The 23,080-nt window shown below is 62.9% G+C and carries 39 protein-coding genes; all 39 read right to left on the minus strand.

The features are described 5' to 3' along the window. Positions 1–37 precede the first annotated feature (37 nt). The 39 genes from QM716_RS01200 to QM716_RS01390 all read right to left on the minus strand — a co-directional run bounded on the left by QM716_RS01200 (position 38) and on the right by QM716_RS01390 (position 22,987). Complete coding sequence (locus tag QM716_RS01200) at positions 38–265, minus strand: hypothetical protein (protein WP_283301740.1); 228 nt, start codon at positions 263–265, stop codon at positions 38–40. Positions 266–267: 2 nt separating this feature from the next. Further along, the gene (locus tag QM716_RS01205) at positions 268–2,352 is read right to left on the minus strand and encodes a phage minor head protein (RefSeq protein ID WP_283301742.1); all 2,085 of its coding nucleotides are present in this window, start codon (positions 2,350–2,352) and stop codon (positions 268–270) included. A gap of 108 nt (positions 2,353–2,460) precedes the next feature. Then, positions 2,461–2,643 (minus strand): hypothetical protein, encoded by a 183-nt coding sequence (locus QM716_RS01210; RefSeq protein WP_283301744.1) that lies wholly within the window; start codon positions 2,641–2,643, stop codon positions 2,461–2,463. Continuing rightward, the gene (locus QM716_RS01215; RefSeq protein WP_158170884.1) at positions 2,636–2,980 is read right to left on the minus strand and encodes a hypothetical protein; all 345 of its coding nucleotides are present in this window, start codon (positions 2,978–2,980) and stop codon (positions 2,636–2,638) included. Before QM716_RS01215 ends, QM716_RS01210 begins: the two co-directional genes overlap by 8 nt. Further along, entirely contained in the window at positions 2,977–4,584 is a 1,608-nt protein-coding gene (locus tag QM716_RS01220) for a hypothetical protein (RefSeq protein WP_283301748.1), read from the minus strand. Before QM716_RS01220 ends, QM716_RS01215 begins: the two co-directional genes overlap by 4 nt. Then, a complete protein-coding gene (locus QM716_RS01225) occupies positions 4,584–4,886 on the minus strand; it encodes a hypothetical protein (protein WP_283301750.1) in 303 nt (100 codons plus the stop codon). The genes QM716_RS01220 and QM716_RS01225 overlap by 1 nt, the downstream gene beginning before the upstream one ends. Positions 4,887–4,958: 72 nt before the next feature. Then, positions 4,959–5,747 (minus strand): DNA polymerase beta superfamily protein, encoded by a 789-nt coding sequence (locus QM716_RS01230; protein WP_283301752.1) that lies wholly within the window; start codon positions 5,745–5,747, stop codon positions 4,959–4,961. Further along, positions 5,744–6,019, minus strand: a complete 276-nt coding sequence (locus QM716_RS01235; protein WP_283301754.1) for a hypothetical protein — start codon at positions 6,017–6,019, stop codon at positions 5,744–5,746. Before QM716_RS01235 ends, QM716_RS01230 begins: the two co-directional genes overlap by 4 nt. A 160-nt stretch (positions 6,020–6,179) precedes the next feature. After that, positions 6,180–6,719 (minus strand): hypothetical protein, encoded by a 540-nt coding sequence (locus QM716_RS01240; RefSeq protein WP_283301756.1) that lies wholly within the window; start codon positions 6,717–6,719, stop codon positions 6,180–6,182. Continuing rightward, positions 6,716–7,123 (minus strand): DUF6221 family protein, encoded by a 408-nt coding sequence (locus tag QM716_RS01245; protein WP_283301758.1) that lies wholly within the window; start codon positions 7,121–7,123, stop codon positions 6,716–6,718. Before QM716_RS01245 ends, QM716_RS01240 begins: the two co-directional genes overlap by 4 nt. Continuing rightward, on the minus strand, positions 7,116–7,445 hold the full coding sequence (locus QM716_RS01250; RefSeq protein ID WP_283301760.1) for a hypothetical protein: 330 nt from the start codon (positions 7,443–7,445) through the stop codon (positions 7,116–7,118). The genes QM716_RS01245 and QM716_RS01250 overlap by 8 nt, the downstream gene beginning before the upstream one ends. Before the next feature lie 94 nt (positions 7,446–7,539). After that, positions 7,540–7,746, minus strand: coding sequence for a hypothetical protein (locus tag QM716_RS01255; RefSeq protein ID WP_283301762.1), 207 nt, complete (start codon positions 7,744–7,746; stop codon positions 7,540–7,542). Further along, the gene (locus tag QM716_RS01260; protein ID WP_283301763.1) at positions 7,743–8,009 is read right to left on the minus strand and encodes a hypothetical protein; all 267 of its coding nucleotides are present in this window, start codon (positions 8,007–8,009) and stop codon (positions 7,743–7,745) included. The genes QM716_RS01255 and QM716_RS01260 overlap by 4 nt, the downstream gene beginning before the upstream one ends. After that, positions 8,006–9,163 (minus strand): DNA cytosine methyltransferase, encoded by a 1,158-nt coding sequence (locus tag QM716_RS01265; protein WP_283301765.1) that lies wholly within the window; start codon positions 9,161–9,163, stop codon positions 8,006–8,008. The genes QM716_RS01260 and QM716_RS01265 overlap by 4 nt, the downstream gene beginning before the upstream one ends. Further along, positions 9,160–9,336: a hypothetical protein gene (locus QM716_RS01270; RefSeq protein ID WP_265154951.1), complete on the minus strand. Its 177-nt coding sequence runs from the start codon at positions 9,334–9,336 to the stop codon at positions 9,160–9,162. Before QM716_RS01270 ends, QM716_RS01265 begins: the two co-directional genes overlap by 4 nt. 2 nt (positions 9,337–9,338) lie before the next feature. Beyond that, positions 9,339–10,061, minus strand: coding sequence for a hypothetical protein (locus tag QM716_RS01275; protein WP_283301768.1), 723 nt, complete (start codon positions 10,059–10,061; stop codon positions 9,339–9,341). 50 nt (positions 10,062–10,111) lie between these two features. Then, positions 10,112–11,707, minus strand: coding sequence for a terminase large subunit domain-containing protein (locus tag QM716_RS01280; RefSeq protein ID WP_283301770.1), 1,596 nt, complete (start codon positions 11,705–11,707; stop codon positions 10,112–10,114). A gap of 2 nt (positions 11,708–11,709) precedes the next feature. Next, positions 11,710–12,168 (minus strand): hypothetical protein, encoded by a 459-nt coding sequence (locus tag QM716_RS01285; RefSeq protein WP_054780932.1) that lies wholly within the window; start codon positions 12,166–12,168, stop codon positions 11,710–11,712. Between the two features lie 2 nt (positions 12,169–12,170). Then, on the minus strand, positions 12,171–13,376 hold the full coding sequence (locus QM716_RS01290; protein ID WP_283301773.1) for a DNA modification methylase: 1,206 nt from the start codon (positions 13,374–13,376) through the stop codon (positions 12,171–12,173). Positions 13,377–13,616: 240 nt separating this feature from the next. Continuing rightward, positions 13,617–14,126 carry a hypothetical protein gene (locus QM716_RS01295; protein WP_283301775.1) on the minus strand — a complete coding sequence of 170 codons (510 nt, stop codon included), beginning with the start codon at positions 14,124–14,126 and terminating at the stop codon, positions 13,617–13,619. After that, positions 14,123–14,425 (minus strand): hypothetical protein, encoded by a 303-nt coding sequence (locus tag QM716_RS01300; protein ID WP_283301777.1) that lies wholly within the window; start codon positions 14,423–14,425, stop codon positions 14,123–14,125. Before QM716_RS01300 ends, QM716_RS01295 begins: the two co-directional genes overlap by 4 nt. Continuing rightward, positions 14,422–14,670, minus strand: a complete 249-nt coding sequence (locus QM716_RS01305) for a glutaredoxin family protein (RefSeq protein WP_283301780.1) — start codon at positions 14,668–14,670, stop codon at positions 14,422–14,424. Before QM716_RS01305 ends, QM716_RS01300 begins: the two co-directional genes overlap by 4 nt. Continuing rightward, positions 14,667–15,137: a hypothetical protein gene (locus QM716_RS01310; RefSeq protein WP_283301782.1), complete on the minus strand. Its 471-nt coding sequence runs from the start codon at positions 15,135–15,137 to the stop codon at positions 14,667–14,669. The genes QM716_RS01305 and QM716_RS01310 overlap by 4 nt, the downstream gene beginning before the upstream one ends. Continuing rightward, positions 15,134–15,427, minus strand: a complete 294-nt coding sequence (locus QM716_RS01315) for a hypothetical protein (RefSeq protein WP_283301784.1) — start codon at positions 15,425–15,427, stop codon at positions 15,134–15,136. Before QM716_RS01315 ends, QM716_RS01310 begins: the two co-directional genes overlap by 4 nt. Continuing rightward, on the minus strand, positions 15,424–15,891 hold the full coding sequence (locus QM716_RS01320; RefSeq protein WP_283301787.1) for a hypothetical protein: 468 nt from the start codon (positions 15,889–15,891) through the stop codon (positions 15,424–15,426). Before QM716_RS01320 ends, QM716_RS01315 begins: the two co-directional genes overlap by 4 nt. 67 nt (positions 15,892–15,958) lie before the next feature. Then, positions 15,959–16,615 (minus strand): hypothetical protein, encoded by a 657-nt coding sequence (locus QM716_RS01325; RefSeq protein WP_283301789.1) that lies wholly within the window; start codon positions 16,613–16,615, stop codon positions 15,959–15,961. Then, positions 16,612–17,139 (minus strand): hypothetical protein, encoded by a 528-nt coding sequence (locus QM716_RS01330; protein ID WP_283301791.1) that lies wholly within the window; start codon positions 17,137–17,139, stop codon positions 16,612–16,614. The genes QM716_RS01325 and QM716_RS01330 overlap by 4 nt, the downstream gene beginning before the upstream one ends. Then, positions 17,136–18,110, minus strand: a complete 975-nt coding sequence (locus QM716_RS01335) for a con-10 family general stress protein (RefSeq protein ID WP_283301793.1) — start codon at positions 18,108–18,110, stop codon at positions 17,136–17,138. The genes QM716_RS01330 and QM716_RS01335 overlap by 4 nt, the downstream gene beginning before the upstream one ends. After that, a complete protein-coding gene (locus QM716_RS01340; RefSeq protein ID WP_158171420.1) occupies positions 18,110–18,343 on the minus strand; it encodes a helix-turn-helix domain-containing protein in 234 nt (77 codons plus the stop codon). Before QM716_RS01340 ends, QM716_RS01335 begins: the two co-directional genes overlap by 1 nt. A 126-nt stretch (positions 18,344–18,469) precedes the next feature. Further along, positions 18,470–18,916, minus strand: coding sequence for a DUF7171 family protein (locus QM716_RS01345; RefSeq protein WP_283301796.1), 447 nt, complete (start codon positions 18,914–18,916; stop codon positions 18,470–18,472). After that, positions 18,913–19,125, minus strand: coding sequence for a hypothetical protein (locus QM716_RS01350; RefSeq protein WP_283301798.1), 213 nt, complete (start codon positions 19,123–19,125; stop codon positions 18,913–18,915). Before QM716_RS01350 ends, QM716_RS01345 begins: the two co-directional genes overlap by 4 nt. Then, positions 19,122–20,108: a hypothetical protein gene (locus QM716_RS01355; RefSeq protein WP_283301801.1), complete on the minus strand. Its 987-nt coding sequence runs from the start codon at positions 20,106–20,108 to the stop codon at positions 19,122–19,124. The genes QM716_RS01350 and QM716_RS01355 overlap by 4 nt, the downstream gene beginning before the upstream one ends. Then, entirely contained in the window at positions 20,098–20,955 is an 858-nt protein-coding gene (locus QM716_RS01360; RefSeq protein WP_283301804.1) for a PD-(D/E)XK nuclease-like domain-containing protein, read from the minus strand. The genes QM716_RS01355 and QM716_RS01360 overlap by 11 nt, the downstream gene beginning before the upstream one ends. Next, complete coding sequence (locus tag QM716_RS01365) at positions 20,952–21,641, minus strand: 3'-5' exonuclease (RefSeq protein ID WP_283301805.1); 690 nt, start codon at positions 21,639–21,641, stop codon at positions 20,952–20,954. The genes QM716_RS01360 and QM716_RS01365 overlap by 4 nt, the downstream gene beginning before the upstream one ends. A gap of 97 nt (positions 21,642–21,738) precedes the next feature. Further along, positions 21,739–22,071, minus strand: a complete 333-nt coding sequence (locus QM716_RS01370; protein ID WP_283301808.1) for a hypothetical protein — start codon at positions 22,069–22,071, stop codon at positions 21,739–21,741. Continuing rightward, complete coding sequence (locus QM716_RS01375; protein ID WP_054780947.1) at positions 22,068–22,349, minus strand: hypothetical protein; 282 nt, start codon at positions 22,347–22,349, stop codon at positions 22,068–22,070. Before QM716_RS01375 ends, QM716_RS01370 begins: the two co-directional genes overlap by 4 nt. Next, positions 22,349–22,537, minus strand: coding sequence for a hypothetical protein (locus QM716_RS01380; RefSeq protein ID WP_158171412.1), 189 nt, complete (start codon positions 22,535–22,537; stop codon positions 22,349–22,351). The genes QM716_RS01375 and QM716_RS01380 overlap by 1 nt, the downstream gene beginning before the upstream one ends. Further along, a complete protein-coding gene (locus QM716_RS01385) occupies positions 22,534–22,803 on the minus strand; it encodes a hypothetical protein (protein ID WP_283301811.1) in 270 nt (89 codons plus the stop codon). The genes QM716_RS01380 and QM716_RS01385 overlap by 4 nt, the downstream gene beginning before the upstream one ends. Beyond that, a complete protein-coding gene (locus QM716_RS01390; protein ID WP_283301813.1) occupies positions 22,793–22,987 on the minus strand; it encodes a hypothetical protein in 195 nt (64 codons plus the stop codon). Before QM716_RS01390 ends, QM716_RS01385 begins: the two co-directional genes overlap by 11 nt. Positions 22,988–23,080 lie beyond the last annotated feature (93 nt).

Here is a 23,080-nt window from a genome sequence, read left to right on the forward strand (position 1 = left end):
TGGATCAGGCAGTTCCGCAGACATGCGCTGTGGGGGTTCAGTCAGTCAAGACGTCGCCGAAACCTCGGCGATTAAGGTTACGCACCAACCCGGGAGTCGGCTCATTCGTCTTGAGCCACTCGCGAATACCAGCGACCTGTGCATCACGATCAGCGAGTGTGAGACCGAGCTTGTGCAGGAGAAGGCCGGCCGTTGAAGGCGGCGGCATCGGCGATCCGATAGGCAGGAAGGCACTGTCGTCGTAGAACCGTTCGTTGATTTCCATGCTCAGATCACCTCCGCCTGCACTGTGGGGACATTTCCACTGTAGTTGACACCGACGATTAGCAGCGACATTGTCACGTCCATCAACAGTTCCCTTTGGTCTGTCATCGCTGGATCTCCTGCGCCCGCGATCCAGAATGCAGGTGTGCCGGCGCGGACGGTGAGCTCGAACAGCACGGGTCCGCCGCCGACGAAGGGTCTTGTGAAGCCGCTGGTCGCTTGCTCGCGCGATGTGGACGCCGCGAGGAATCCTGGTGTCGGGATAGTTTGTCCGATGTACCGCTCGAGGTCGGAGTTGGTCCGCCGGATGAGGGTGCTGACGTTTCGGATTCCCCGGTAGAGGACGACGTCCGATTGCACCGCGTTGCCGGATAGCAGGGGCAGCAGCGCGTCGATGACGTCCTGAGCTTCCTCGTCTTCGGCTTCGTTGCGCACAACGTCTTGTATTCGACGATAGAACCGATCCATTCCTTGCCAGCGGCGGACTGCCGCGCGTTCCTCGTCGCTGAGTTGGCTGATCGGTTCGGCGAAATCTCGGTCGAACTGTCCGGCGAGGGCTTCCGCGTCCTCGGGAGTCGGACCGCCGGTGGGCCGTTCGATTATTTCGGGTTCGGGTTCTTCGTCCATCTCAGGGATGTCGGCAGGATCAGGGTCCGGCTGATCGTCGTCAGGTTCGGTTTCGTTGTCGCTGTCGTCGGTTGGATCTCCTTCGACTGCAGGGTTATCCGGTAGCTCTTCGTCGTCAGTGTCCAGGTCCGGTTCTTCGTCTGCCACGTGAAGTTCATCATCGGGAATGTCGTCCTCGAGGTCGGGGATGTCGTCGTGTGGGGTGGTGAATGGTTCGTCGTCGGGTTCGAGAATTTCGGGGGATTCTTGAGTGCCGTCGTCGGCGTTCACGGCGTCTTGAACGTCGGGTTCTGTGCGTTCGATGGGGTCGAGTACTTCGCCGCGGCGTTCGCGATTCAGGCGGTCGATCGCGGTGGCGGCGTCAGCTTCGTCGTCGGGACCGAGTCGGGCACCCATTGGTGAGACTCCGCGGCCACCCCACACCCCTTGCAGTTCTGCCTGCATCTCACCGCCGGTGAGGATGCGCATGGTGCAACGGCAGTTGATGACTTCATGCGCGGGGCCGCCAGGGAATGCGGGATGCATGAGCAGTGCGACGCCGACGCGGAACGGTTCGGCCAGTTTCACGATCTGCCCGTCAGCGACGTTGTGGGATGCCCGCGTCCGCTCATCGGAGGTGGACAGCCACGCCTTGTACATTTCCTCGCCGGTGGCTTCGGCGGTCGCTTGAGCGGACGCCAACGATCCGCCCTCGACGGCGCCCTGAATCTCGGTGCGAGCGATACGGCGCGCCAACCACTTCCACTGCTGCTGCGACTCGTCATGCTGATTCCACAGGCGCCGGCGCTTCCCACGCAGGAAAGGCAGTTCGTCGCGATCCGTTGAGGGATCAGCGATCTCGGCATCGATAGCGGAGATGTCGGCGCGGATGCGGCGTGATGGTGCGTCGATGTCGAGGATGCGTCCGATGCGGTCGGTGATTTGTTCGATGGATTCGTTCTGCTGCATCGCCTCCAACAGTTCTGGGCGAAGTTCTTCGAATGCTCCTTCGGGCCAGATCTTGAGGCGGTCATGGACGGTGGCCATATGGTGCTCTTGGAAGTGCACCGGTGAGATGTCGGCGGCACGGGACTGCGCGGCGAATGCTTCGCCGAATGCTTCGGCGATGGCGGGTTCGACATGGTTTTCGAGGGCTCGTGCCCAGGCTGCGAATGATGCGTGTGCGGCGTCGATGTCGGGGATTGGGTCGTCTGCGGCGGCGGTGAGCGCGGGTACGGGTTGCCCGAGGACGAGTTGTCGGGTGGTGTCGAGCCAGATGGTCATCGCGGTGATGACCGCGTTGTAGATGTCGCGTTCGCCGCGGCGGATCCGTGCGTCCGCGCGCATCCGCTCCGACAACCACGGATCCTGCCTGGCCATCAGAACACCCAGAACTTGAGCAGTGCCCACACAATCAGGGCCGCTTCGATCAGGTCGAGGATCATCGGCAGCACCGTCTGCAGCACGCGCAGCCCTCTTCATCGCCACGACTCTGGCCACTGCCACCTTTCGGTGGGGGTGGGACAGGGCCGGTGTACGGTTTCGCGATCGCTTGGGGGACAGCGCCACCTTTGAATGGCCGCCAGATGTTCACGAGTCGGTCCACCTCTCGTCGGGGTAGTTCAACGGCTTCGTGAATCCGAAATCCGTTTGCGCGGAATGCGTGATCTGCGGTTGGTACGGCGCAGGAGGAACAACAGGTTCGTCGCGCGAGAATTCGAGGGAGTAGCCGAACAGTTGGATGAGAATGCGCACCCCCGGGCGGCTACTCATGTGCGACTGCCAGGACTCGTTCCAGATCCGCGCGCGTGTGCTGCTGGCGCGTCACCAACAGTTCACGGACATACCAATCGCACAGCGCGTACACCTTCGGTCGGCCCGGTAGGACCAACCGGAGGTGATCCCAGGCGCCCTCCAACAAGCGATCGCAATCCTCGTGACGCGATGCGTTCGGGAGTTGCGTGTACAGCAGATGATCTGGGGTTTCTGCGATCAGCACCTTGCGGCGGTCGCGGGACACGTTGCGGCACCGCTTTCCCGCCATCTCCAATGCCCGCAGGACTGCGACTTCGCTGGCGAGGACAGTGGATTCGTCGATGGTCACTGTCATTCGCCTGGTCCTGTCTCGACGTTGTCGTCTGGTTGTTCGGTGGGTTTCTCGGGAATGGTCTGCTCCGCTTTCGGTTCGGGCGGCGGCGCCGGGACGGTCGCGCCGACATTCTCGGGGGATGCTTTCGCGGGTTCTACGAGGCCGATGTCGATACCCAACTCTGGGAGGATCTGCGGCGCCAACGACGGGTCCGAGAGCACCAGCTTCGTCAGCAGGCGACGACGGGTCTCCTCCGGCGTCGGTGCGTCCTTCTCGCTGAATCCGTTCTCCCGCAGCATCGCCGCATCGGACAGCACTTCCTTGGCGTGCAGTTCTCGGGAGTCCGATGACTTGTCCGGCCGCAACTCCAGTTCGGACGCGTCAAACCAGATCAAATAGTCCGCCCAGTCCTCGACACCAGACGCCTCGAGCATCGGGTGCAGCCATCCGACGGTGAGGGCGTGGCAGATCGTGGCGACAGTCGGCGAGAGGACGAGGGTGACCTCTTCGGACGAGATCAGCCAGCCCGTCCAGTGATTCGCCGAACCCATGCCGAGGAGCGTCTCGGGCGGTGAGTCCATTCCGAGCGCGATACGGCGGATGGAGCTCGTCTCCATCTCGGGGAGCTTCTCGTCGAGGGGTGTCGCGAAGCTCAGATGCTTCACCTTGTCGAGGAACTCCCCTGGACCCTTCGCGACCATCGGGACCACGGCCGCCGCCGAGTCTGGATCCTGGATGGGCGTGAGCATGTTCTCGATCAGCTCTTCGACGAACGGGTCTTCGTTGGGGTCGTCGCTCTCGCGGTGGACGGCGAGGGTGATTTCGGACGGGACGAGCAGGAGGCCGGCGCCTGCTAGTCGTGAGTCGATCTCTGCTCCGGTTCGTTTCCCCAGCGCGCGGAGTGTGCGGGCGATGGGGAGAACAGCTTTCGCGGGGCAATCGGCAAGGGCCTGGAACTGGGGATCGGGCTTCCAGCAGCGGATGACGACGTCGTCTTCGGTGAGGTTGCGGGTTTCGATGCCGTCGTTGAGTTTCCAGGACTTGCCTTGTCCGGTGAGTTCGTTGACGGAGTGCGGCGCCCAGGACAATCCGTTCTCGTCTTCGCTGACGACGAGGAGGCTGTCGCCGTTGAAGGCGAGTTGCTGTCCACCGCGGTGAAGGGCTTGTTGTGTGCGGGCGGTGTCGCCGAACATCTCGGAGCACAGTTCGAATGCGAGTCCGTCGTCGACGCGTTCTGGTTCGTCGTTGCTGACGTCGGGTCGTTTCGCTGCGAACAGTTTGTATTGGGATGCGCCGCGCGCGACGCGGTCGCCGGCGAACCGGAACTCGGGTACTTGCCCGCGGAGTTCCCACGCTTCGTTTTGCCAGCCAGCGACTGGTGGGCGTTTCTTTTGTCTGGCGAGGCTTTTGCCGTAGACGACTTCGGCGGCGGCGGTGACGGTTTGCGGTGCGTAGCGGCTGTTGGTGGAGGGGGTGACGTAGTTGCCGACGACGGGCCCGCGGCGAATTGAGGCTCTGCGGAGTCGGCGTTCGGCGCGGTTGGGTCTGCCGGGGTGTGGCGGTGCGCCACCTGCGAGTTTCTCGGCGATGGCGTGTGCGTTGCTGTCGGGGCGGCGGGTGCGCATCAGTCCTCCTCGGCAGATCCGACGAGGGTTGCGGCTGTGCCGATTAGGTATGACGCGGTCAGTGCTGCTGTGACGACGAGGTAGGCGGGATGCCAGCTGTAAAAGTATGCGAGGGTGAACATCCCACCGCCGATGTACATCGACATGCACCACGGGCACGTCACCAGATAACTGAGGTCGTTGTCCGGTCCTAGTCGCCGGATGAAGAACGCCCGAAAGTGGCGGGTGATGTAGTCGTCAGTGACAAGTCGGGTTAGCCGCGCGGCGGCACCGAGCGTCAGCAGGAAGATCGTGATCGACACGGTGTGCAGCTCCTCTATTCCGGTGGACAGAGTTGAGTGTATCTACCGAAACAGAGGACCTGCGTCAACTAGCTACAGATACCCGCGGTCCTCCCACCACTGCTGGTAGGTCTCGACCAGCCAGCGGTCGATCTGTGTCCGCGGCGCTCGCTTCGGCAGGTCTGCGTGGTCAGCGAGGTGCAGCAGTTGCTGTTCGAGGTCTGCGGCGCGTTGTAGTGCTTCTTCTTTCGTGTGCTTGCCTTCGCGTAGTTCGGTGAGCCAGGCACGTTCGGTTGGCGGCATTGGAAGCGTGATGCGGCCGGTGGTGAGGAGTTCGACGCCTTGGATTCCGAGGCGAACCATGTGGTAGGCGAACTTGGTGTCGAAGCCGAACACGTCGACCAGTTCGGGCCGGTTGGTGTGTCGCTTTCCTCGCAGTCCGAGCATTTGTTCGCGCTGCGATTTCATGTAGCCGGCGAACCGCATGGCTGCTTCGCGTGAAAGGAACCGTTCGGGGTGGGCTTGGAGGTCTTCGCCGACAGATGAGTTGAGGACGAGTTCGTGGGGTGGGATGAACATCAGGAGTAGCACGGTGGGGTTGCCGGCGGCGGCGAGTCGGGACCATTTGCGAAGTGAGTAGACGACGAGGTCGAGGTCTCCTGCGCCGGACCGGACGCCTTCGGGTTGTGTGCGGTATTGGTATTGCTCGAATGTGCTGTTGCCGATGACGAATTCGGGTGGCTCGATGCATACTCCCATTTCGTCGCGGTCATCGTTTCCGGTGGTGACGCCGTGGAGTCCTGATCCGACTTGGCCACGGAGGATGGTGTTGTTGTCGGCGATGGTTTTGAATTTGGGTTCGCTGTGGGCGATGGCGGTCATAGTGTCTCCTCGTTTCGGATGAAGTCGTCGGCGTGCATGTGTTGGTGGCAGGTGCCGCATCGGTTGTCGCGGTCAGGAAGGATCTGGGCTTCCATGGCTTTGTATCCGGCGAGGTGTTTGTCGCAGAGTGCGATGCGGGGCATGGTGTTGTGTTCGTGCATGTGGACGTCGGCGAGGTGGGTGGCCGGCTGGTCGCAAGGTGTGTTGGTGCGGACGTCGTACAGCGCGCATGTGGGCGCGAAGTCGAGATGTGCGATCGACTCTTCGGTCATGAGATCCGTCCTCCGCCTCGCAATTTGCCGACTTCAAGTTTGCCTTCGGCGACGAACCGCTCAGGTCCGAAAATCGACATCCTCCGACGCCAAGGTCCGCGCCACTGAGTCCAGACAGTCCAGATAGGTCGATGTAGCCCGGTCGTCGATTTGTGGACAATCACTTCACTCTCCGGTGGTTGCGGGTTTTGGTGGGGCGGCGCTGGCCGGCCGGGTTGTCTGCCCAGATGGGCGGTGTCGTGGATGGGCGCGGTAGGGCCCGCTGCTGCGGGGTCTCGGGTTCAGGTTCGACAAGACCAACGTCGACCATCCAGGCAGGGAGTTTCCCGGCCTGGATGATTCCGCCGCGATCAGCATTCGACGCCTCCTCGTCGAACGGGCTGTCCGGCAACGGATAGACGGGCAGCACACCCAACTCGTGGAGTCGGGCGTAGATGCGCCGATGAATGATCTGCGAGTGGGTGAGTGCTTCATCTGACGGGATTGGGGCGAATGCGTAGTCGCGTCCGAACTGCATGGGTTCGCCGTCGGGGATGATGGTGATCCGAGTTTCGCGGGTCGGGGAGTGATAGAACCCCGAGCCGATTGCGCTGTCCACACGAGCGATCCCCTCCGTGCGTCCACCGTCGACGTCGACGAACACGACCCTGTCCCCCGTCTTGATGGACGGCCCGTCGCGGTACGGCTTGCTGTCGCTCATATCTGCCATTCCTTCTGGTAGTCGGGGTGGTCGGAGTAGACGGCGGCGAGGTGCCACAAGGTCCAGGTGATGAAGAACGGGGCGTTGATGCCGCGTTCTTCGAGATTGGTTCGGGCTGCTTCCATCTCGCGGACCACACCGCGCTTTGCAGCCACATCGCGGAGTGCTCGTGCTGGGTCGTAGTGGGCGATGTGCGGCCCGTCCTTCTCTTCGACTGCTGGGCGGAGTCCTTCGCTGTCGCAGGTCACGTTCCAGCGGTCGCCGCGCTCACCAAGGCGAGGAGCGAACACCTCGTCACCCTCGTACGCCCACTCCGCATACTCGGACTGCCGGCCGATTGCGGTGTTTGCGATCTTCTCGTCGTCGTTGAGTCGTGCGCGGAGGAATGTGGTGACGTCACTCATGGGTGGTCCATTCGGTGAGGTGTTGTTCGATGACGTGGGTGTCGTATTCGGTGGCGAATGCTTTGCATTCTTCGAGGGTGTAGCCGACGAAACGTGGGTCACTGGTCCCGGTCACGGGATGCGCGACGGCATAACGGATTCCACCGGTAGGCAGGAGTCCATCGAGAGCTTCGACTACGGCTACAGCCTTCGCGAGGTATGGCTCCTGATCTTCGGGCAGGAGGAGAAACCAGTTGGGCACTCCACCGTGGGATCCGTCCTTCACCCACAGCGCTTCGGCGGTCCGCAGGGTTGCTTCGTCACGGATCTGTTCGGGTGTCATTCGGTGTCCTTCAGGTCTCGGTAGATGAGGAAGCCGATCACGGTGAATCCGCCGATGATGACGGTGAGTGCGACGGCGGCGAGGAAGTACGGGTTCACGTTCGTGCCTGTTCGAGGAGATAGCTGAGGGTGTCTTGGTTCCAGAAACTGTTGTCGGCGTTGGCTTCCCCGCGAGTGGGGAACCCTGCTGCTGATTCGTTGACGGTGCGGCCGGTCGAGGTTCGGCGGATCCACCGCCACTCCCCCAGCGAGTCCTGATAGATGCGCACAGTGTCCGGCGCCGGCATCGGATCCGCGCTCATCGGAAGTCGCCTTTCAGTACGTATCGGATGCGACTCAGCACTCCTCGGATCCCTCTCGGGCCGATGAAATCGTTGAGCAGTTCGCGTGCTTTGGCTGTGAACTCGGCGTCCTCGACGCGATCGAATCGTGCGATGCGAGTTATCTGCTCGTCGAGGGGTCGGTCTAGGCGGATCAGGTACAGGCCGATGGTTCCGTCGCGTTCATGCTGCATCTTCCACGGACCGTCAGTAACCGTGTAGGTGAGATATTCATCCGCGGTCACGCCGCTACCCCCAATTCCAGTAGCGATGAATACGCGGCGACTGCCTGCTGTGGGCACACGCCGTTGCCGATTGCTTTGAGTTGATGCGCCCGCGAGATCCCTGGCACCGCGGTGACATGGCCGGCGGGGAGGCCCATCATCCATTCGGCGAATGCTGCGCTCAGGCGAGGTTTGTTGTTGCTGTTCAACTCGGTTGGCGCGGGCGCCGGCCGAGTTAGTCGCTCCCAACGGCGAACAGCGGGTCCGTAATCGCCCCAGTTGATTCCGGGAAGTAGTGCGACACTGCGATCAGATCCGGTGTCCTGCGCTGCGACTCGCTGGGACAATCCCCGCGGGCACTCGCCTTCGGGGTCGGCAGGAATCTCTGAACCGCCCCGGCTAGGCGTTCGTCGCTGTCCGGCCGCAACCGTCCGCCCCGTGTCCGCCCCGGGCGCTGCGCCGCGCCCTTCGTGTCGCTGACTGTCGGTGTTGGAAGGTGTACCCCGATCACTTCCGCGAGACTGCCCATTCCTGCCGCCACATGCCGCGCAGCCCCGGGTGAACCCATCGATGCCTTCGGGTCGGCTGCGCGTGGTGTCGGCAAAACCACCTCGCCCTGCGGTCGACGGCTGTAGTCCACTACTCCGCCCAAGGCGTACATCGTCTCCGTCGCCGAACCGCCCCGGCTGCTCCGAGGGGTCGGCAACCAGGATGAAGAGTCGTTCGCGGTGATGGGGGGCACCGATGTCGGAAGCTCGTAGGCTCGTCCATCGGACATGCATCCCGTCTTCGGCCAGGTCTCCGAGAACTCGATCGAACCCCAGAGACCGGTGCCCGGCCACATTTTCCAGGAGTGTGAATCGTGGTCGTAGTAGGCGAATTGCGTCCCGGACGTAGGGCCAGAGGTGTCGTTCATCGTCTGTTCCTTTGCGTTGGCCGGCGGCTGAGAATGGCTGGCAGGGATAGCCGCCGGTGAGGATGTCGACGGGTTCGACGGTGATCCAGTCGAGAGTTGTCACGTCGCGGTGGTTCGGGACTGTCGGCCAGTGGTGGTCGAGGATCTTGGCGGGCGCGTCGTCCCATTCGCAATGCCACGCGACAGACGAGCCGGGGAAGAGTTGCAGTGCAGCGAGATCCAACCCTCCGTAGCCGCTGAAGAGCGACCCGATTCTCATGACTTGCCGCCCATCGCCGCGAGGAGCTGTTTGGCGTTCTCTGCGGCCTGTTCGAGTGTGTAGGTGACCTTGACGAGTTCACTTCGTCGTCCGCCGGGGTGAGCCTCGATGACGTGAGCGACGACCTTGTCGCCTTCACGCTTCCAACCAATGCCAATCGGGAGGTCGCTCATGCTCACCCCTCCTCGGCCGCAACGAACGGGGCGAAAGAGCGCATATCCGTCGGGGTGAAGTCGGCAGCCTTGTGCTGTTTCCCGTCCTCCAAAACTCGGAAGACTTCGCCATCTACCTTGCGGTACCTGTGGTCGAGAAAGCTCGACACGACAGTGACGTTCTCGGGCACCGTATCCCACGTGTCCCAGCCTCCGGCTTCGGCGGTGGCAGAGGCTTTCTCGCGTTTCGCGCAGTCGTCGAGGTCGTTCAGAGTTCGCCACGCGTGTTCCCAATGGCCGGTTTCGAGCGGGTCGAGAATCACGAGGGCACTACTCAGTGCATCGGCAGCCGCACGGATCTCCGACGTTTCGGTGCGGGCAGGGACAACCGGCGAGGCGGCGGGCCAGGTGTAGGCCGGTCCGTCCTGGTCGTATGCGGTGTGATCGCCGTCGTGACCGGTCGTCAGTGAGCACACCCAGCCCTCGATCTCGGACAGGCAATGCGCTTTCGTCTCCTTCTCGGCGGGTTCGGCAGCGGCAGGCGGCACATAGTCGCTGAAGCACTCACGCACAGTGGGCAAGGCCTCGAGGAAGTCTCGACCTGTCACCTCGGCGGGTTCTGTTGCCTGCTCTAACCGTTGGAGTCGGGTGCGGTAGAAGTCTTGCTCTTTCCGCTCTGTTTCGTGGGCGATGAGTGTGCGGTATGCGGCGGCGACGTCAGCCTGTGATGGATGTGTTGGGGGCATGACACAGAGTATTGCACGGATACAGTGACACTGTGTCCCCGGTTCCGAAATCAACGTGTGCGTCTTGCCGCCAAACTGCTTGTGCCCGTGACAGATGAACGAGAACGCTTCGCTGCCGACGACACCGAGGAACCCGAGTTGATGGGCGGCAACATGTCGGTCGCGAGGTGAACGCCGGCATCCAATGCGCCGGGCGACCACGTCGATCCGGGCTCCCACAACTGCCACTCTGATTTGAAGTCGGACAGGCCGGGGTCACGCCCGAACCACGCCCGCTGCGTGAGGATGGCTTGCGCGATCGGTTCGGCGCGGAGCAGTTTCGACTTCCGGGAATGCACGGGCACGAGGCGCGGGCACAGCTTCCGCTTGTCAATCGCCCCTTCACGTTGCAGCGCATCCCACGCCTGCTTCAACAGGGTCGTTGCCTGGTCACCGCCGTAGTTCACTTCGATGACGAACCGGTCGGCGTCCATCTCGTCGGCGAGCAAGCACGCTTCGCGGGCCCACCGGTCGGATGTCATACGCGCGGTGCGGTTGTGCGTCCAGTAGAACTTGCCGTCGCCACCGAGGATGCCGCCGACGACTCCAGCGGTGTCACGGCCGCCGCCGGAAGGATCGATGCCCACGCCCGCGATGCGCGGTGTGACGAGGGCGAGGTCCGCGGTCGCGTCGCGGATATGCGCTTCGGTGAGCAGTGCGCCTTCGGAGTCGAATGGACTGCCTTGGTAGACGGCGTTCCAGTCTCGGCTGGTGGATCCTTTCTTCTTCCGGCGCCAGTGGTCGGCGAGGGAGTCGATGTCGCCGAGGTCGATGACGGGATGTGTGAGTGGGTCACCTGGTTCGCGGCCGAGGGGGTCGGCGTAGATGCCTTTCGCTGGGTCGGGTGCGACGGCGAGGGCGGGTAGATGGAGGACGGTCCATTCGCCGCCTTCTTCGGTGCGTCCGTCGCGTTCGAGTAGCCGGCCGCACAGGTCGAGTGGGTGCCAGCGGGTCATGACGATGACTTCGCGTGCGCCGGGCGCTTTTCGGGTGGTGTACGCGGAGCTGTACCACTCCCAGACGCGCTCGCGGATCAGTGGACTGTCGGCGGCGGCGCGGTCGGCGAAGGGGTCGTCGATGATGCCGAGGTTCATGGGGTGACCGGTGAGGCCGCCTTTGGTGCCGACGGATCGCATGCCGCCTCCGGTGGTGAGTGACCAGTTGGCGCGGGTGTTTTCGTCGTCGCGCATGCGTAGCCCGTAGGTGAGGCCGTGTGATTCGACGAGGTCGCGGCATGCGGCGCCGTGTGTGTTGGCGAGGCTGGCTGCGTAGGAGGCGAGGATGACGCGGTCTCGGGGGCGGTGGCTGAGCCACCAGAACGGGAACCAGCGGGACACGCGCATGCTTTTCCCGACCTGGGGTGGGGTCCAGATCATGAGTTTCGCGTTGGGCGTGGAGAGCAGTTTGGTGAGCTCGCGGTCGATGAGCTCGAGGTGTGGGCGTTGCACGGTGACGGCCGGCTCGTGACGTAGGGCGAGGATGCCGGGGCTGGTGGTGTCGTTGATGGGGATGCCTTTGCGTGCGCAGGCTTCAGCGAGTTTGTCGCGTAGGTACTGCTTGTCGGCCGCTGGTAGCGCGCGCCAGGCTCCGCCATCGAACGTGCTCATGGTTACTCCTTGTCGGGTTCTTCGTCGGCTTCGATCACTGGGTGGGGCTGTCGGTCAGCGAGTTTGGTGAGCAGTGTTTCCACTTGGACGTCGAGTTCGGTGCGCGAGGTGATGGAGATGTCTGCGCGGCTGGGTGCTCCGAGTCCGAGGAGTTTGATTTGTCGGTCGAGTATTCGGAGGCATGTTTCGGATGCGTGGCCGTCGCCGCGGATCGCTTTGACGTACTGCGGGCGCCATAGTGCGTCGAGTCGTTCGAGGGCGATGGTGAGGGCTTGGTCGGCGAGTTCGGCTCTGCGCGCGGAGTGTTCGTTGAGTGCTTGGGTGACGGCGTTGTGTGCGGCTCCGCGGCTGGAGTATCCGAGTTGGTCGGCGATCTGTTGGTTGGTGGCGCCGCCGATGAGGAGTTGCAGGGCGCGTTCGTGTTTTTCGGCGGTTTGGGCGTTGACTCGGCGTGAGCGCATGGTCAGGCCACCTGTTCGGCTGTGTCGCCGGATAGTGCTTCCCATCGTGTGATGATGACGTCTGCGTATCGGGGGTCGAGTTCGACGAGTGCGGCGCGGCGTCCGGTCATGAAGGCGGCGGCGAGTGTTGATCCGCTGCCGGCGAATAGGTCGAGGACGATGCCGCCGACGGGGCAGGAGTTGTTGAGGTGGGCGGCGATCAGGTCGACGGGTTTCATAGTGGGGTGGTCGCTGTTGGCGGTGGGTTTGTCGATGGTGAAGACGGTGCTGGCGCTGTTGTTTCCGTGCCAGTGTTTGCTGCCGCGGCCGAGGCGGCCGACGCCGGGTGCGGTTGGTGTGAAGCCGTAGAGGATCGGTTCGTGTTGCCAGTGGTAGTCGCTGCGTCCCATGACGAGTTGGTTTTTCACCCAGACGAGGTTTTGGCGGATGGTGATGCCTGCGGCGGTGAGGGCGGTTTCGAAGGTGATGCGTTCGGTGTCTGCGTGTGCGACGTAGACGGGTGCTCCGGGTCGGGCGACGGCCGTTGCGGTGGCGAATGCGTCGGCGAGGAGTTGTGGGAGGCCGTTGGTGGTGTCGTTGGAGATGGTGAGTGCGTCTTTGGTTTTGCCGATGTAGTCGACGCCGTAGGGCGGGTCGGTCCAGATGCAGTCGGCGGTGTCGCCCGCGAGCATTGTTCGTACGGCGTCGGTGTCGGTGCTTGAGCCGACGTACAGGCGGTGTGTGCCGAGGTGCCAGGTTTGGCCGGCTGCGGTTCTTTTGGGTTTGTCGGGGACTGGTGGGGCGTCGTCGGGGTCGGCGTTGGGTTGGGGTGGGTTGATGGTTTGTTCGAGGAGGGCGAGGTCGTCGGCGTTGTAGCCGGATCCGTCGAGGATGTCGAGGTCGTTGAGGACGGTGAGGAGTAGTTCGGGGTCGACGCCTGGGCCGAGGTCGGCGAGGCGGTTGTCTGCGATGAGGATTTTGCGGGCGGTTTGTTCGTCGCAGTCGATGACTTCGACGCGGATGGTTTTGTGGCCGTTGGCGCGGGCGGCTTGCCAGAGGTGGTGGCCGGCGAGGATGGTGCCGTCGGTGAGGGCGACGATGGCGCGGTATTGGCCGAAGGTGTTGAGGGATGCGGTGAGTGCTTCGACGTCGCCGCGGTTGGGGTTTTGGGGGTGTGGGTGGAGGTCGTTGATGTCGAGGTCGCGTGTGCCGTGGATTGTGACGGGCATGGTGGGCCTTTCCCTGTTGTGTTGCTATGTGTTTCGTTCGGCCGCGGCAGGGAAGGTCCCGCGGACGTTCGGGTTATGGGGCGTGTTCGTTTCCGCAGTGTGTGCAGTGGAGTGGTTGTTGGTAGCCGGTGATGGTCGTTCCGTTCAGGCACACGGTTGCGGTGAACCATGCGCTGCCGCATGGGCATGTGGTGTTCGCGGGTGTGGGTTGGGGTGTGCGGAACGGAACGACGTCACCCATTACCAGCCGCCTGCTGCACCTATTGCGAGGTCTGCGGCGTGCTGTTGCGCGGAGCCTTCGTAGTGCGGGTGATGCTCATCGAACGGGACAGGTGGGGACGGTTCGGTGAGGATCTCCGTGAAGTAGCCGTCGCGCTCATTCCATCTGCGGGACGAGTATTCGCGGGTGAAGTCGGCGGTGACCGTGGTCCCTGCGGTGTTCCATGACTGCATGCGGAGCCACTGTTCGACGTCGCTGCCGGCGAGTGTGACCCGGATGAATACGGTCGTGGTCTCGTCGAGGCTGGAGTGCATGAGGCGGAATGCGCGGGGTGAGGGTGCGGGCAGGTCGAGGGTCAGCCCCAGGACGGTTCCTGCTCGCATGGTGAATGCTGCGAGGTCGTCGTCTTCGATGTTGAAGCGGAAGATCTCGGCGAGGTCGCTGCCGGTGTGGATGCCGCAGCGGATGGTCATGTCCGGCTGTGGTTTCCGGCCGGTAAGCCAGCTGCGAACGAGCGCGATGGGGTTCATCGGGGGGCCTTCTCTCGGTCGAGTTTCTGGATCCATGCGACGGCGACGGCTGCGACTTGGACGAGTTCGGCACGGAGCTTGGCGGGGTCGGTTTCCACGAACGCTTCTTGCACTTCTTCGGTGAGGATGTGGCGGTAGGTGACGAGACCGAGTGCGGCCGCTTGGTCACATTCAGCGCGCGCACTGTCTGCAGCGGTCTTGTATCCGGGTCCGGTGCCGTCGTGGTGGTTTTGTTCGCCCCACTTCGCGTCCTGGCGTTCACGTTCGGCGGCGATCTCGGCGAGCACTTCGGCGCTCATGCCGCCTCCTGGTTCGTGAGCTGGTCAGCCAACTGTTTGCATTTGTCGGGGCTGAACCCCTGCCAGTGCACGTCACCGCACTCGACGACGGGCGTGCCGAGGTAGCCGAGTTCCTGCACCCGCGCTTTCGCTTCCGGGTCGGTGGTGACATCGCGAACCTGGTACTCAACGCCATGCTTGTCGAGCTTCGACTTCGTCGCATCACACGGCGGGCAACCGGGCTTCGTGAACACGGTGACGATCACAGGTCCACCGTCCCCGAACCGTTGCAGTCGAGGCAGGTGACCGGGCGAACCACACCCATCTGCACAGCGAGGTCTGAACCCGGCGGTAGCGCTTCCCACTCCGACCAAGGTTCGGCGTCCTCAGAGTTCGCCACCCGTCCGCATCCGTCGCATCGGCGGCATGGCCTGCTCTCGCTCAGCTCCACCAACGCCTGAATCTCGCTGTCAACATCGACATTTGGCGGCCAGTTCCAGTGCCCAGGAGTGGGGTTGGCGGCGAACGGGATCTCCTCTTTGAAGAAGAGGCCCGTCGGATTGAGGACGCACAGCCCAACCGCGAAGTTCTCGGGCGGCTCATCGGCTGACAGTGGGTCCGTCGGTCCACTCGCCGCGGTGATGATCGCTGCGCGCGGCTCCGGCAGATACTCACCACCCGGGGTGCCGTACGACTGGTAGTGGACGATGACGCCGACGCTCGGATGCCTCATGCTGCACCGCCTGACACAGCCTCGTATGTGGCTGCGAAGATGTCGGGCTTGCAGGGGTAGAACTCACCTTGGACGCCTCGAATGATCCAGTCTTGAGACTGCGCGATCATGTCGCCTTCGAGAGTGCGGATCAGAAGGTGTGAATCACCCTGGCCACATTCCCGGTGCAGATACGCGGTGCCATCGTTGGCGCGTATCCAGTCGAGGACCGGGGTTGCGCCGTCTATGGTTCCGTCCCACTGCGCTGCTTCGATCTCGATGGGCTTCTTTCGGAACTTCTGTGCTGTCATGAATTCTCCTGTGGGTTGGTGGTTTCGTCGCCGGAACTGATGCCGGCCTTCCCGAACAATGCTTCGATCTCCGAGTCGATCGCCGTACGCGTGACGACGGTGACTTCGGACTTCGTCGATGCCTGCAAGCCCTGCAGTTTCGCGAGGCTGTCCAGCACACCGCGGGCGGATGCGACGAGTTGTGATTTGCCGACCAACTGGCCTTTCGCTTCAGCTGTGTTGATCGCTTCCCAGGACTTCGCCCAGAGCGCTTCGTAGCGGGCTGCGATGACTTCGCGGTAGTCGTCGGCGGTTTCGCCTTCGACGCGCTCGAGGACGCGTCTCACGGCGCGGCAGGCGGTGCTCTTGTCTTGGTAGCCCCAGGCGTCCGCAACTTCGGCCCAGGTCTTGCCGTCGCGGCGATCTTTCATGGCTCCGAGGGCTCGTTCGCGGTCGCTGATGCCGTCAGGTTTGGTGCTCGCCATGTGCCCTCTCCGTGGGTTTGTGTGCCGCCTTTGGGTGTGCCGTTACGTGGGGCACTGTTGAGTGTATCTACCGGTTGTCGGGCCACGCGATTTTGGTGAGTGCGAGTTTGTGGCGTTCGAGGACGAGGTAGGGCATCGGCATTCGGAGGTGCTGTTGGCCGATGGTGGCGAGGGCGAGGCTGTCGGCGGAGTCGGCTTTGCGTTCGTCGCGTTTGGCTTTGGGGTTTTCGGGGAGTTGGATTCCTGGCCACATGTGTTCGATGGCTGTGATGACTTCGGGTTTTTTGGCGTGGCCGTGGTCGGTTGCCCATTTTTTGAGGGTGGTGGGTGGGCAGACTGCGATGGGGATTTTGAGGTGGTCGAGGGCGTCGCAGATGAGCCACCAGAGGTGTGATCGTTCGTCGGTTCCGGGGAGGTTGTTGCCGAAGGATCTGCCTTCGATGACGGCGAGGGTGGTGTTGCGTGGGATGAGGTCCATGATGCGGGTTCGGATGTGGCGGATGCGTGCGCCTTTGATGTGGCGGGGGTCGTCGTTGGAGCCGTCTTGTCCGATGAGGTGGATTTGGGGTTGGGGGTGTGTTCCGAGGATTGTGACTCCGGAGCAGCGGAGCGATGGGTCTATGCCTGCGACTGGGCCGTGGTTGCTGGGGCTGTGTGCGACGGTGGCGGCTTGTTGGAGCGTTTCGAGGGTTCCGGTACCGAATAGGGTGTCGGGTGCGCTCATTGGCCGGCTCGCTTTCCGGTCATGCGGCGGAGGCAGGGCATCTTGCGGGGGCTGCCGGTGATGCGGTTTGCGCAGGGGGTCATGGGTTCGGCCCCGCATGTGGGGCATCCGCGGTCGACTGCGTTGTTCACTTCGTATGCTCCGGGGACTGGCGGTCCGTCGACGCCGCGGATCGGTAGGCCGATCTGGGGATCGGTTTGGGCTAGGCCGTGTTTCAGGTCGTGTTGCAGTTGGCGTAGTTCGCGGTCTTCGGCGGGTTCGCGCTGGGAGCGGTCGATGCGGATTTCGCGGCCGAGTCGGATGACGTCGGCGGGCATGATCATTCGTTCGGGTTCGGCTCGGTAGTGGGCGGTGACGGCGTTCAGTGCGTCGGAGATTTCGAGGTTGTACGGTGCGAGCGCTTCTGCCCAGGCTGAGGCTCGGCCGATGTCGGGTTCACCGAAGCGGTTGTCGAAGAGCGCGCTTCGACCGATGATCGCGCCGGCGTCGGCGAGCTGTTGTGGCGTCGCTTCGATGATCGTCATGCGGTGATGCCTTTCGTGGTGGTGGCGCTGAGTGCTTCGGCTTGTTGTTGGGCGAGTTGATTTCCGAGGTTTGCCCAACCCATGGCCTTGGCGGTGGTCTTCCCGACGCCATTCGTGGCTGCAGATGCGGCCGGCCGGTTGGCGGCTTTGTGGACGAAGTCGGGGATGGTCGATGGTGCGGTCATCGGCGATGCGGCCCAGTCCTGGATTCCGGTTTCGATTTGGGTGCGGTCGATCCCGGATGTGAGGCAGCTGTCGATCGCTTGAGCGATCTTGGCGAGTGTGTTTCCGGCGATGGGTGTTTGGCAGGAGTCGGAGTAGGCGCGGGCGATGGTGTGAGCGTCGGGTGAGTGCGCTTTGCCGTTGAGGTGTTCGGCGATTGCTCGACCGGTCCTCGGCTTCGCTCGCGTGTTACCTAGGTGAGTAGAAGAACTTACGTAAGTAAGTTCTTTCTCTTCTTCTTCCTCTTCCTCTGCTTCGTTTTGCTTGAGCGTCTGCTTGGCGTTTGCTTTAGCACCTGCTTGACGTCTGCTAGCACGTTCCGGGTCCGCTGCGAGGTTCGCTGCTCGAGCCTTCCCACCCTTGCTACCTGCGACTTTCTTTGCTTCGCGGGCTGTTTCGATCTCTGCTCGCGACTGCTGATGCTCCAAAAAGTCGAGAAAAAGAACGCCGGATTCCGAAAAAGTTTTGGAGTCGTGCTCGCGAAATTTTTCCGGAATCGGTTCGCAATCCGTCCGCAATCCGTCCGAAATCGGTACGAGAATGCCTGTCGCTTCGACTGCTTCCCGGTTCCGTTTGGTGTCCATTTTCCGCCAGGTGGCGAGGTCGATGAACCCGTCGGTGGTGTACTTCCGGCAGTGGCACCAGGCTTCGATGATCAGGAATTTCTGGGCCTTCGACAGTGACGCGAACTTCGGATGATCGGGCATGTCCACGGCGACTGTGATGAAGGTCCGCTTGTCCTTGGGCACTATTCGTCACCTGTGCGAGATGTGCCGCTCTCTGCCCTCTTGATCATGTTTCGGACTGCGACTTCGGTGACGCCGAGAGCGTCGCCGATGGCTTGGTTGGTGAGTCCGAGGGTTCGTGCGTGTCGGATTGTCGCGAGTCGTGCGGCGCGGTCTGCGGCTTGCCGCTGGCGGAGCTGGTCGAGTTCGGAGAGGACCGCTTCGCGAGGGTCGAGTGTTGTTGTGGTCGTGTCCACGGCCGTCCCTTCGGTGGCTGTTGAGGCGGGTTCGGCTCCTGACGTATCTGGGCCGAACCCGCCTTCGATGATGTCACGCTACTCGGTACGCACAGTCAACTGTTTGTACCGATATTCTGCTGACGGCTATTCGGCGGAGAAGAGTTTCGGTCCGCCGATGTCGTGGACGTTGTCCGACTCGTCGGCGCCGGCCTCGTTGTCGTCAGGCTCGTCCGCAGTTTCGTCGCTGTCACCTGCAGCGTCAGCGACGGGTTCGGCCTCGCCGGTGCCGTAGTCGCCGTAGTCGCTGCTCTCCCCCGACTCGAAATCGAGGGTCGGCTCGTCGGCGTTGGCGCGCTTTGCCATGGTTCCGATTCCGGCGTCGACGACCTTCCATCGAGCGATGGCCCGGTCGCCGTCCTTCACCTGATCAGTGCCGGACAGGGTGCATTCGACCGTTACGCTCATGACGCGCTGCTCGCCGACCTTCGGTGTGTGCTCATACAGCGAGGTAGGTGATCCCGAGAAGCTGTACTTGACCATCGAATCCGACTGCCCGTCGGGGGTTCCGTTGAAGTTGTGGACTTTGCTCATGGCGCTTCCTTCTCCTGGTTGGGTGTTGCGGTGGTTTTCACTGCCTCGGCGAGGCCGGGGTATTTGTGGAGCGCTCTTCGGACGTCGCCGACGGTGATGATCTGTTGGCGTACCGGCGCGATGGTGGATTCGTAGTTGAAGCCGAGTGCGGTTGCGAGGAGTCGCAGGTCGTTCTCGTCGACACCAGGCCGAGGATCGGCGTCGGTCACTTTGGCGGATCCTGTTTCTGGACGCCCTCGAGGTAATCGATGATCTCGCCTGCCTCCGCTTTGGTGAGCTGCTTCGTGGAAGTGATCTCGCGGTGCAGGTTGCTCGACAGCCAGTCATGCTTGCCCGCATCGGCGGTCAAGCCTTCCTTGCCGAGGACGACGTGCAACTTCTTCAGCTGCGCCGCGGTGATCATCTCCTCCGCGACGGCGTCTTCTACCTGCGCGATGTCCGGTTCCGCGACCGGATTTGAGGGGCCTTCGTTGAACTCGTCGAGGTGGGTGACATCGACCGGTGCAGGCGCAGGTTCCGCTTCAGCGGCGACCTCAGGCTGCGGTTCGGGTGGCGCGGTCGTGATGCCGAGGCTGTCAGAAATCCGCTGACCATCCTCACGCTGCGAGGTGACACGCGTCGGCCGGACGTCTTCCATCTCCTCACGCGAGTACGGCATACCAAGCAAGCAATCCGGAGCCACCCTGCGCGCGCACTCCGCAGTCGCCCGGGCGTACAGCATGTTCTCCGGTTCGGTCTCGTACTTCTTGTTCGAGAACAGTCCAGCCTTCTTGGCCCGCTCGATAGTCCACACCGACTCCTCGATGTCCTCGGAGTCCAATCGCTGACCGCGAACCACAACTTTCGTCGGACCGGACTCGACTGTCCACAGCCGATGGCCGTTCGCGATGACCACAGCCTTCATGACTTTCGCGAATGTTGACGGGGTGCCGTGGACGATGAAGATGTTCTGCAGGCTCGAGATGGCGTCGAGTCCCCACTTCGCGCCGGCCATGATCGCGACCGCGCCGTCCTGCGGCTTGCCGCGGAAGTGCTGCGGGACCAGCGAAGTCTTGCAAATCGACTGCGCGAGCGTGTACGCGTGTCCCATCTGCTGTACCTGCTCCTGCAGCGCTCCGCTGATGGAGATCGACGTCGGCGACGCCACCACACTGCTCGGCTGCCCGCTGATGGCGATTTCGTTACTGGTCATCTTCGTTCTTCTCCTGAGTGAATGCCCACCGGGGCAGGCTGATCGGATAGACGTCGTGGTCCCACGACGGCCAGTGGTTGTCGGCTACGCACTGGGCGTAGAGGTCGATCGCTTTCCGGTTCCGGCGGCGCCCGAGTTCGACAGCGGCCTCGTCCAATTGTGTGACGGACACGCAGTACGGTGCGGTCTTCTCCTGCGCGACGAACAGGAACGGCGGATCATCGTCGAGGTCCAGAGCTTTCACCGCGTCGACGTACCAGGGGTGCTGGCAGTGGTAGCCGTACTCTGCGACGGACTTGATGAACTTCGCCGGGTTCGCGTCCTTGGTGGACTTGTAGTCGACGATGAGGAGTCGTCCGCCGGGGCTGGTCATCCAGTCCGGCCGCGCACGGAGACGGATACCGGTTTCCGGGTCGTCGTAGTACAGCGACTGTTCCGGCTGCCCTTCACCTTTGAACAGCGGTCCGGCGATCGGGTGCTCGAGTAGCTTGTCGGCCATCTCATGCACCTGCCGGTAGTCGTCCGACTTGAGCGCGACGGCGTTCTCGTCTCTGGCCTTCGCGATGAACGCTTTCGCGTCGGCGGTGCTGGCGGCGCCGTTCGACGCGAGGATCTTCGACGGGATCTCGCGGAGCTCCGAGCCGACGCCGAGAACCAGGCTGTGTGCGGCGTGCCCGAAGTCGAATTCCTTCTTCGGCGCTCGCGGGTTGTCCTGTTCGTGCCGGAACCGTGCGGGGCTGGTGTCGAGAAGCCGGCGTGCGCCCGACGACGAAAGGCTGCCCCGGTCACCGTGATACACCTCATCGGTGATGCCGTCGTATACGCCGGGCTCGGTTGGTGCGGTCATGCCACACCTCGGATCGGCCATTCGGTGTTGACGTCGGAGAAGTCTTTGCCCGTCCGTTCGAAGTAGCGGGCGAGACCTTCCTGCTGGTCGCGATACCAGGCCTCCTGCTTGTCCATCATCTCGTCGATGGTGAACGATGCGAGCCCGTCGTACTGGTTGCCGAGCTTCCACGCCAATCGCGCTGCAGCGAGGGCATCAGCATCTGCGGAGTGCGCGTTGTCGAGCCGGATACCGTAAACCTCGCATGTCACCGACAGCGTGCGCTTCCCCTTCCGGTACTTGTCCACAGCTTTGTCCACAACGTAGGGATCAAATATCGGGCCATACACCAACTTCGGGTATCCAAGCCGCTGCCCCTCGCGGTCGATGATCGTGAAATCGAAGCTCCCGTTGTACACCGCGATGATGCGCCCCTCGGCCCACACTCGCTCGAGCTCGTCACGGATTTGCTTATACCCATCCGCGTACGGCGCGCCATCCGCGCGAGCGCGATCGGTGGTAACACCGTGCACGTTCGATGCACCTTCCGGGATCTCGATCTCCGGATCAACCAGCCAGTTCTGGGAATTGACAGTCTTCCCGTCGATGCGAGCAAGGCACGCGGTGACGATGCGGTCCTTCGTCGGATTCGGCCCGGTGGTTTCGAGATCGAAGGCGGCCAAGGGTAGTTCAGTCCAGCTGGTCACAGGATCACTCCTACGAGTACGGCGCCGATGACGATGGCGCAGGACAGAATGATGAAGCGCGCGAAGCTCAGTTGCGCGCCTTGGGGGTATCGAGGGGTCATGCTCTTCTCGCTCTCGATCGGGCCGCCGCGTTACGGCGGTAGGTGTCAACAGTTGATTTGTGGCGGGCCTTGCGGCGGAACTCATCCGCCATCCGGCACGCCGCGAAATGAGAGACATAGGTCGGGAGGCCGGCGGCACGCATGCCCGCGGCCTGCCCGGGACGAATCACCACCGCTTCGGGTAACCCGTCCGATTTCGGGGTGACAGCGAGGTTGCCGTTCGGGTTCGGCTCGAACTCGACAGGCATCCGCTCCGAATTCGATGTGCGGCAGAAGAAGATCGCCGCGCCGCACGCCATGCACTTCGTCGCCTTCGGAGTGAACGTCATACCCTCACTCCCCTGGCGCGCATCACGTGCTCGGCTTTCACTTCCGCGATTCGCTCAACCCGATCCAGCCGGGCCGTGATTCGCTCGTCCGGATTCACCCAGGCCGCCAGCGCCATCAACGCTTGAGCCATCTGCCCGGGCCGCCGAGCGCACTCCACCGTCAAACGGTCATGCAGTGCGCGAGTGTCCGATTCGCGGATGTCCTCGCACACTTGGTGTGCGAAGGTCGCGACATCGTCGACGTCGGACCACAGCCCGGCCTTCTTCGTCGCCGCCATCACGACGCCTCCGGTTCGAGCAGGCCGAGCATCGACAGCAGCAGGCGGGCGTCGTCGGCGTCGTGGGAGTTCGCCGCGACGGTGCGTGCAGCCTTCGCTGACAAGGCCGCATCGGTTGGCGGCACAAACCCGAGATCAGCGTCCGAGGTGTAGTCGAACTGCCGCTCGCTGGTTCCGTTGATCTTCACAGGTCGACTCCAATCTGGTGATCTTTGACTTCGTCGTATGCGCGGTCGACTGCGCCGTCGTCGGGGTGAGATTCGGTGGGGTAGGCGACGAGATAGGTCATCGATGCGTCTCGCCCGTTCGCGGAGGTGATCTCGAAATATGCTGTCGCCCATCCGCGGCTGGTCGCGCCGTTGTATCGGTCGTAGTCGACTTCTGTCCACACTCCGAATCCGTCCAACTCGTCGAGGTTCTCTACCAGGACGCCGGCCAATTCGTCAGCGTCCACGCCCCATCACCTCCACCGGCATCTCCAGATCCGACACAGCACACGGCGTCGAACCAAGCCACAACCGACCAGGCCAGGTCTTGTCCACCACGAACACCCGGCCACCCTTCCCGACTTCACGAATCTTCGTGCCAGCGGCGAGATGCCAAATCATCCGATCGTCGTACACAACAACAGGTTCCATCAGTTACCCCCGGGGATGCTGTAGTAGATGGCGACCGTGACGATCGCCGCGCACGCGTACAAGCTCAGGTATCCGAGCAGGGTCGTCCCTCGG

The sequence above is a fragment of the Rhodococcus sp. IEGM 1409 genome (assembly GCF_030056735.1).
Lineage (GTDB): Bacteria > Actinomycetota > Actinomycetes > Mycobacteriales > Mycobacteriaceae > Rhodococcus_F.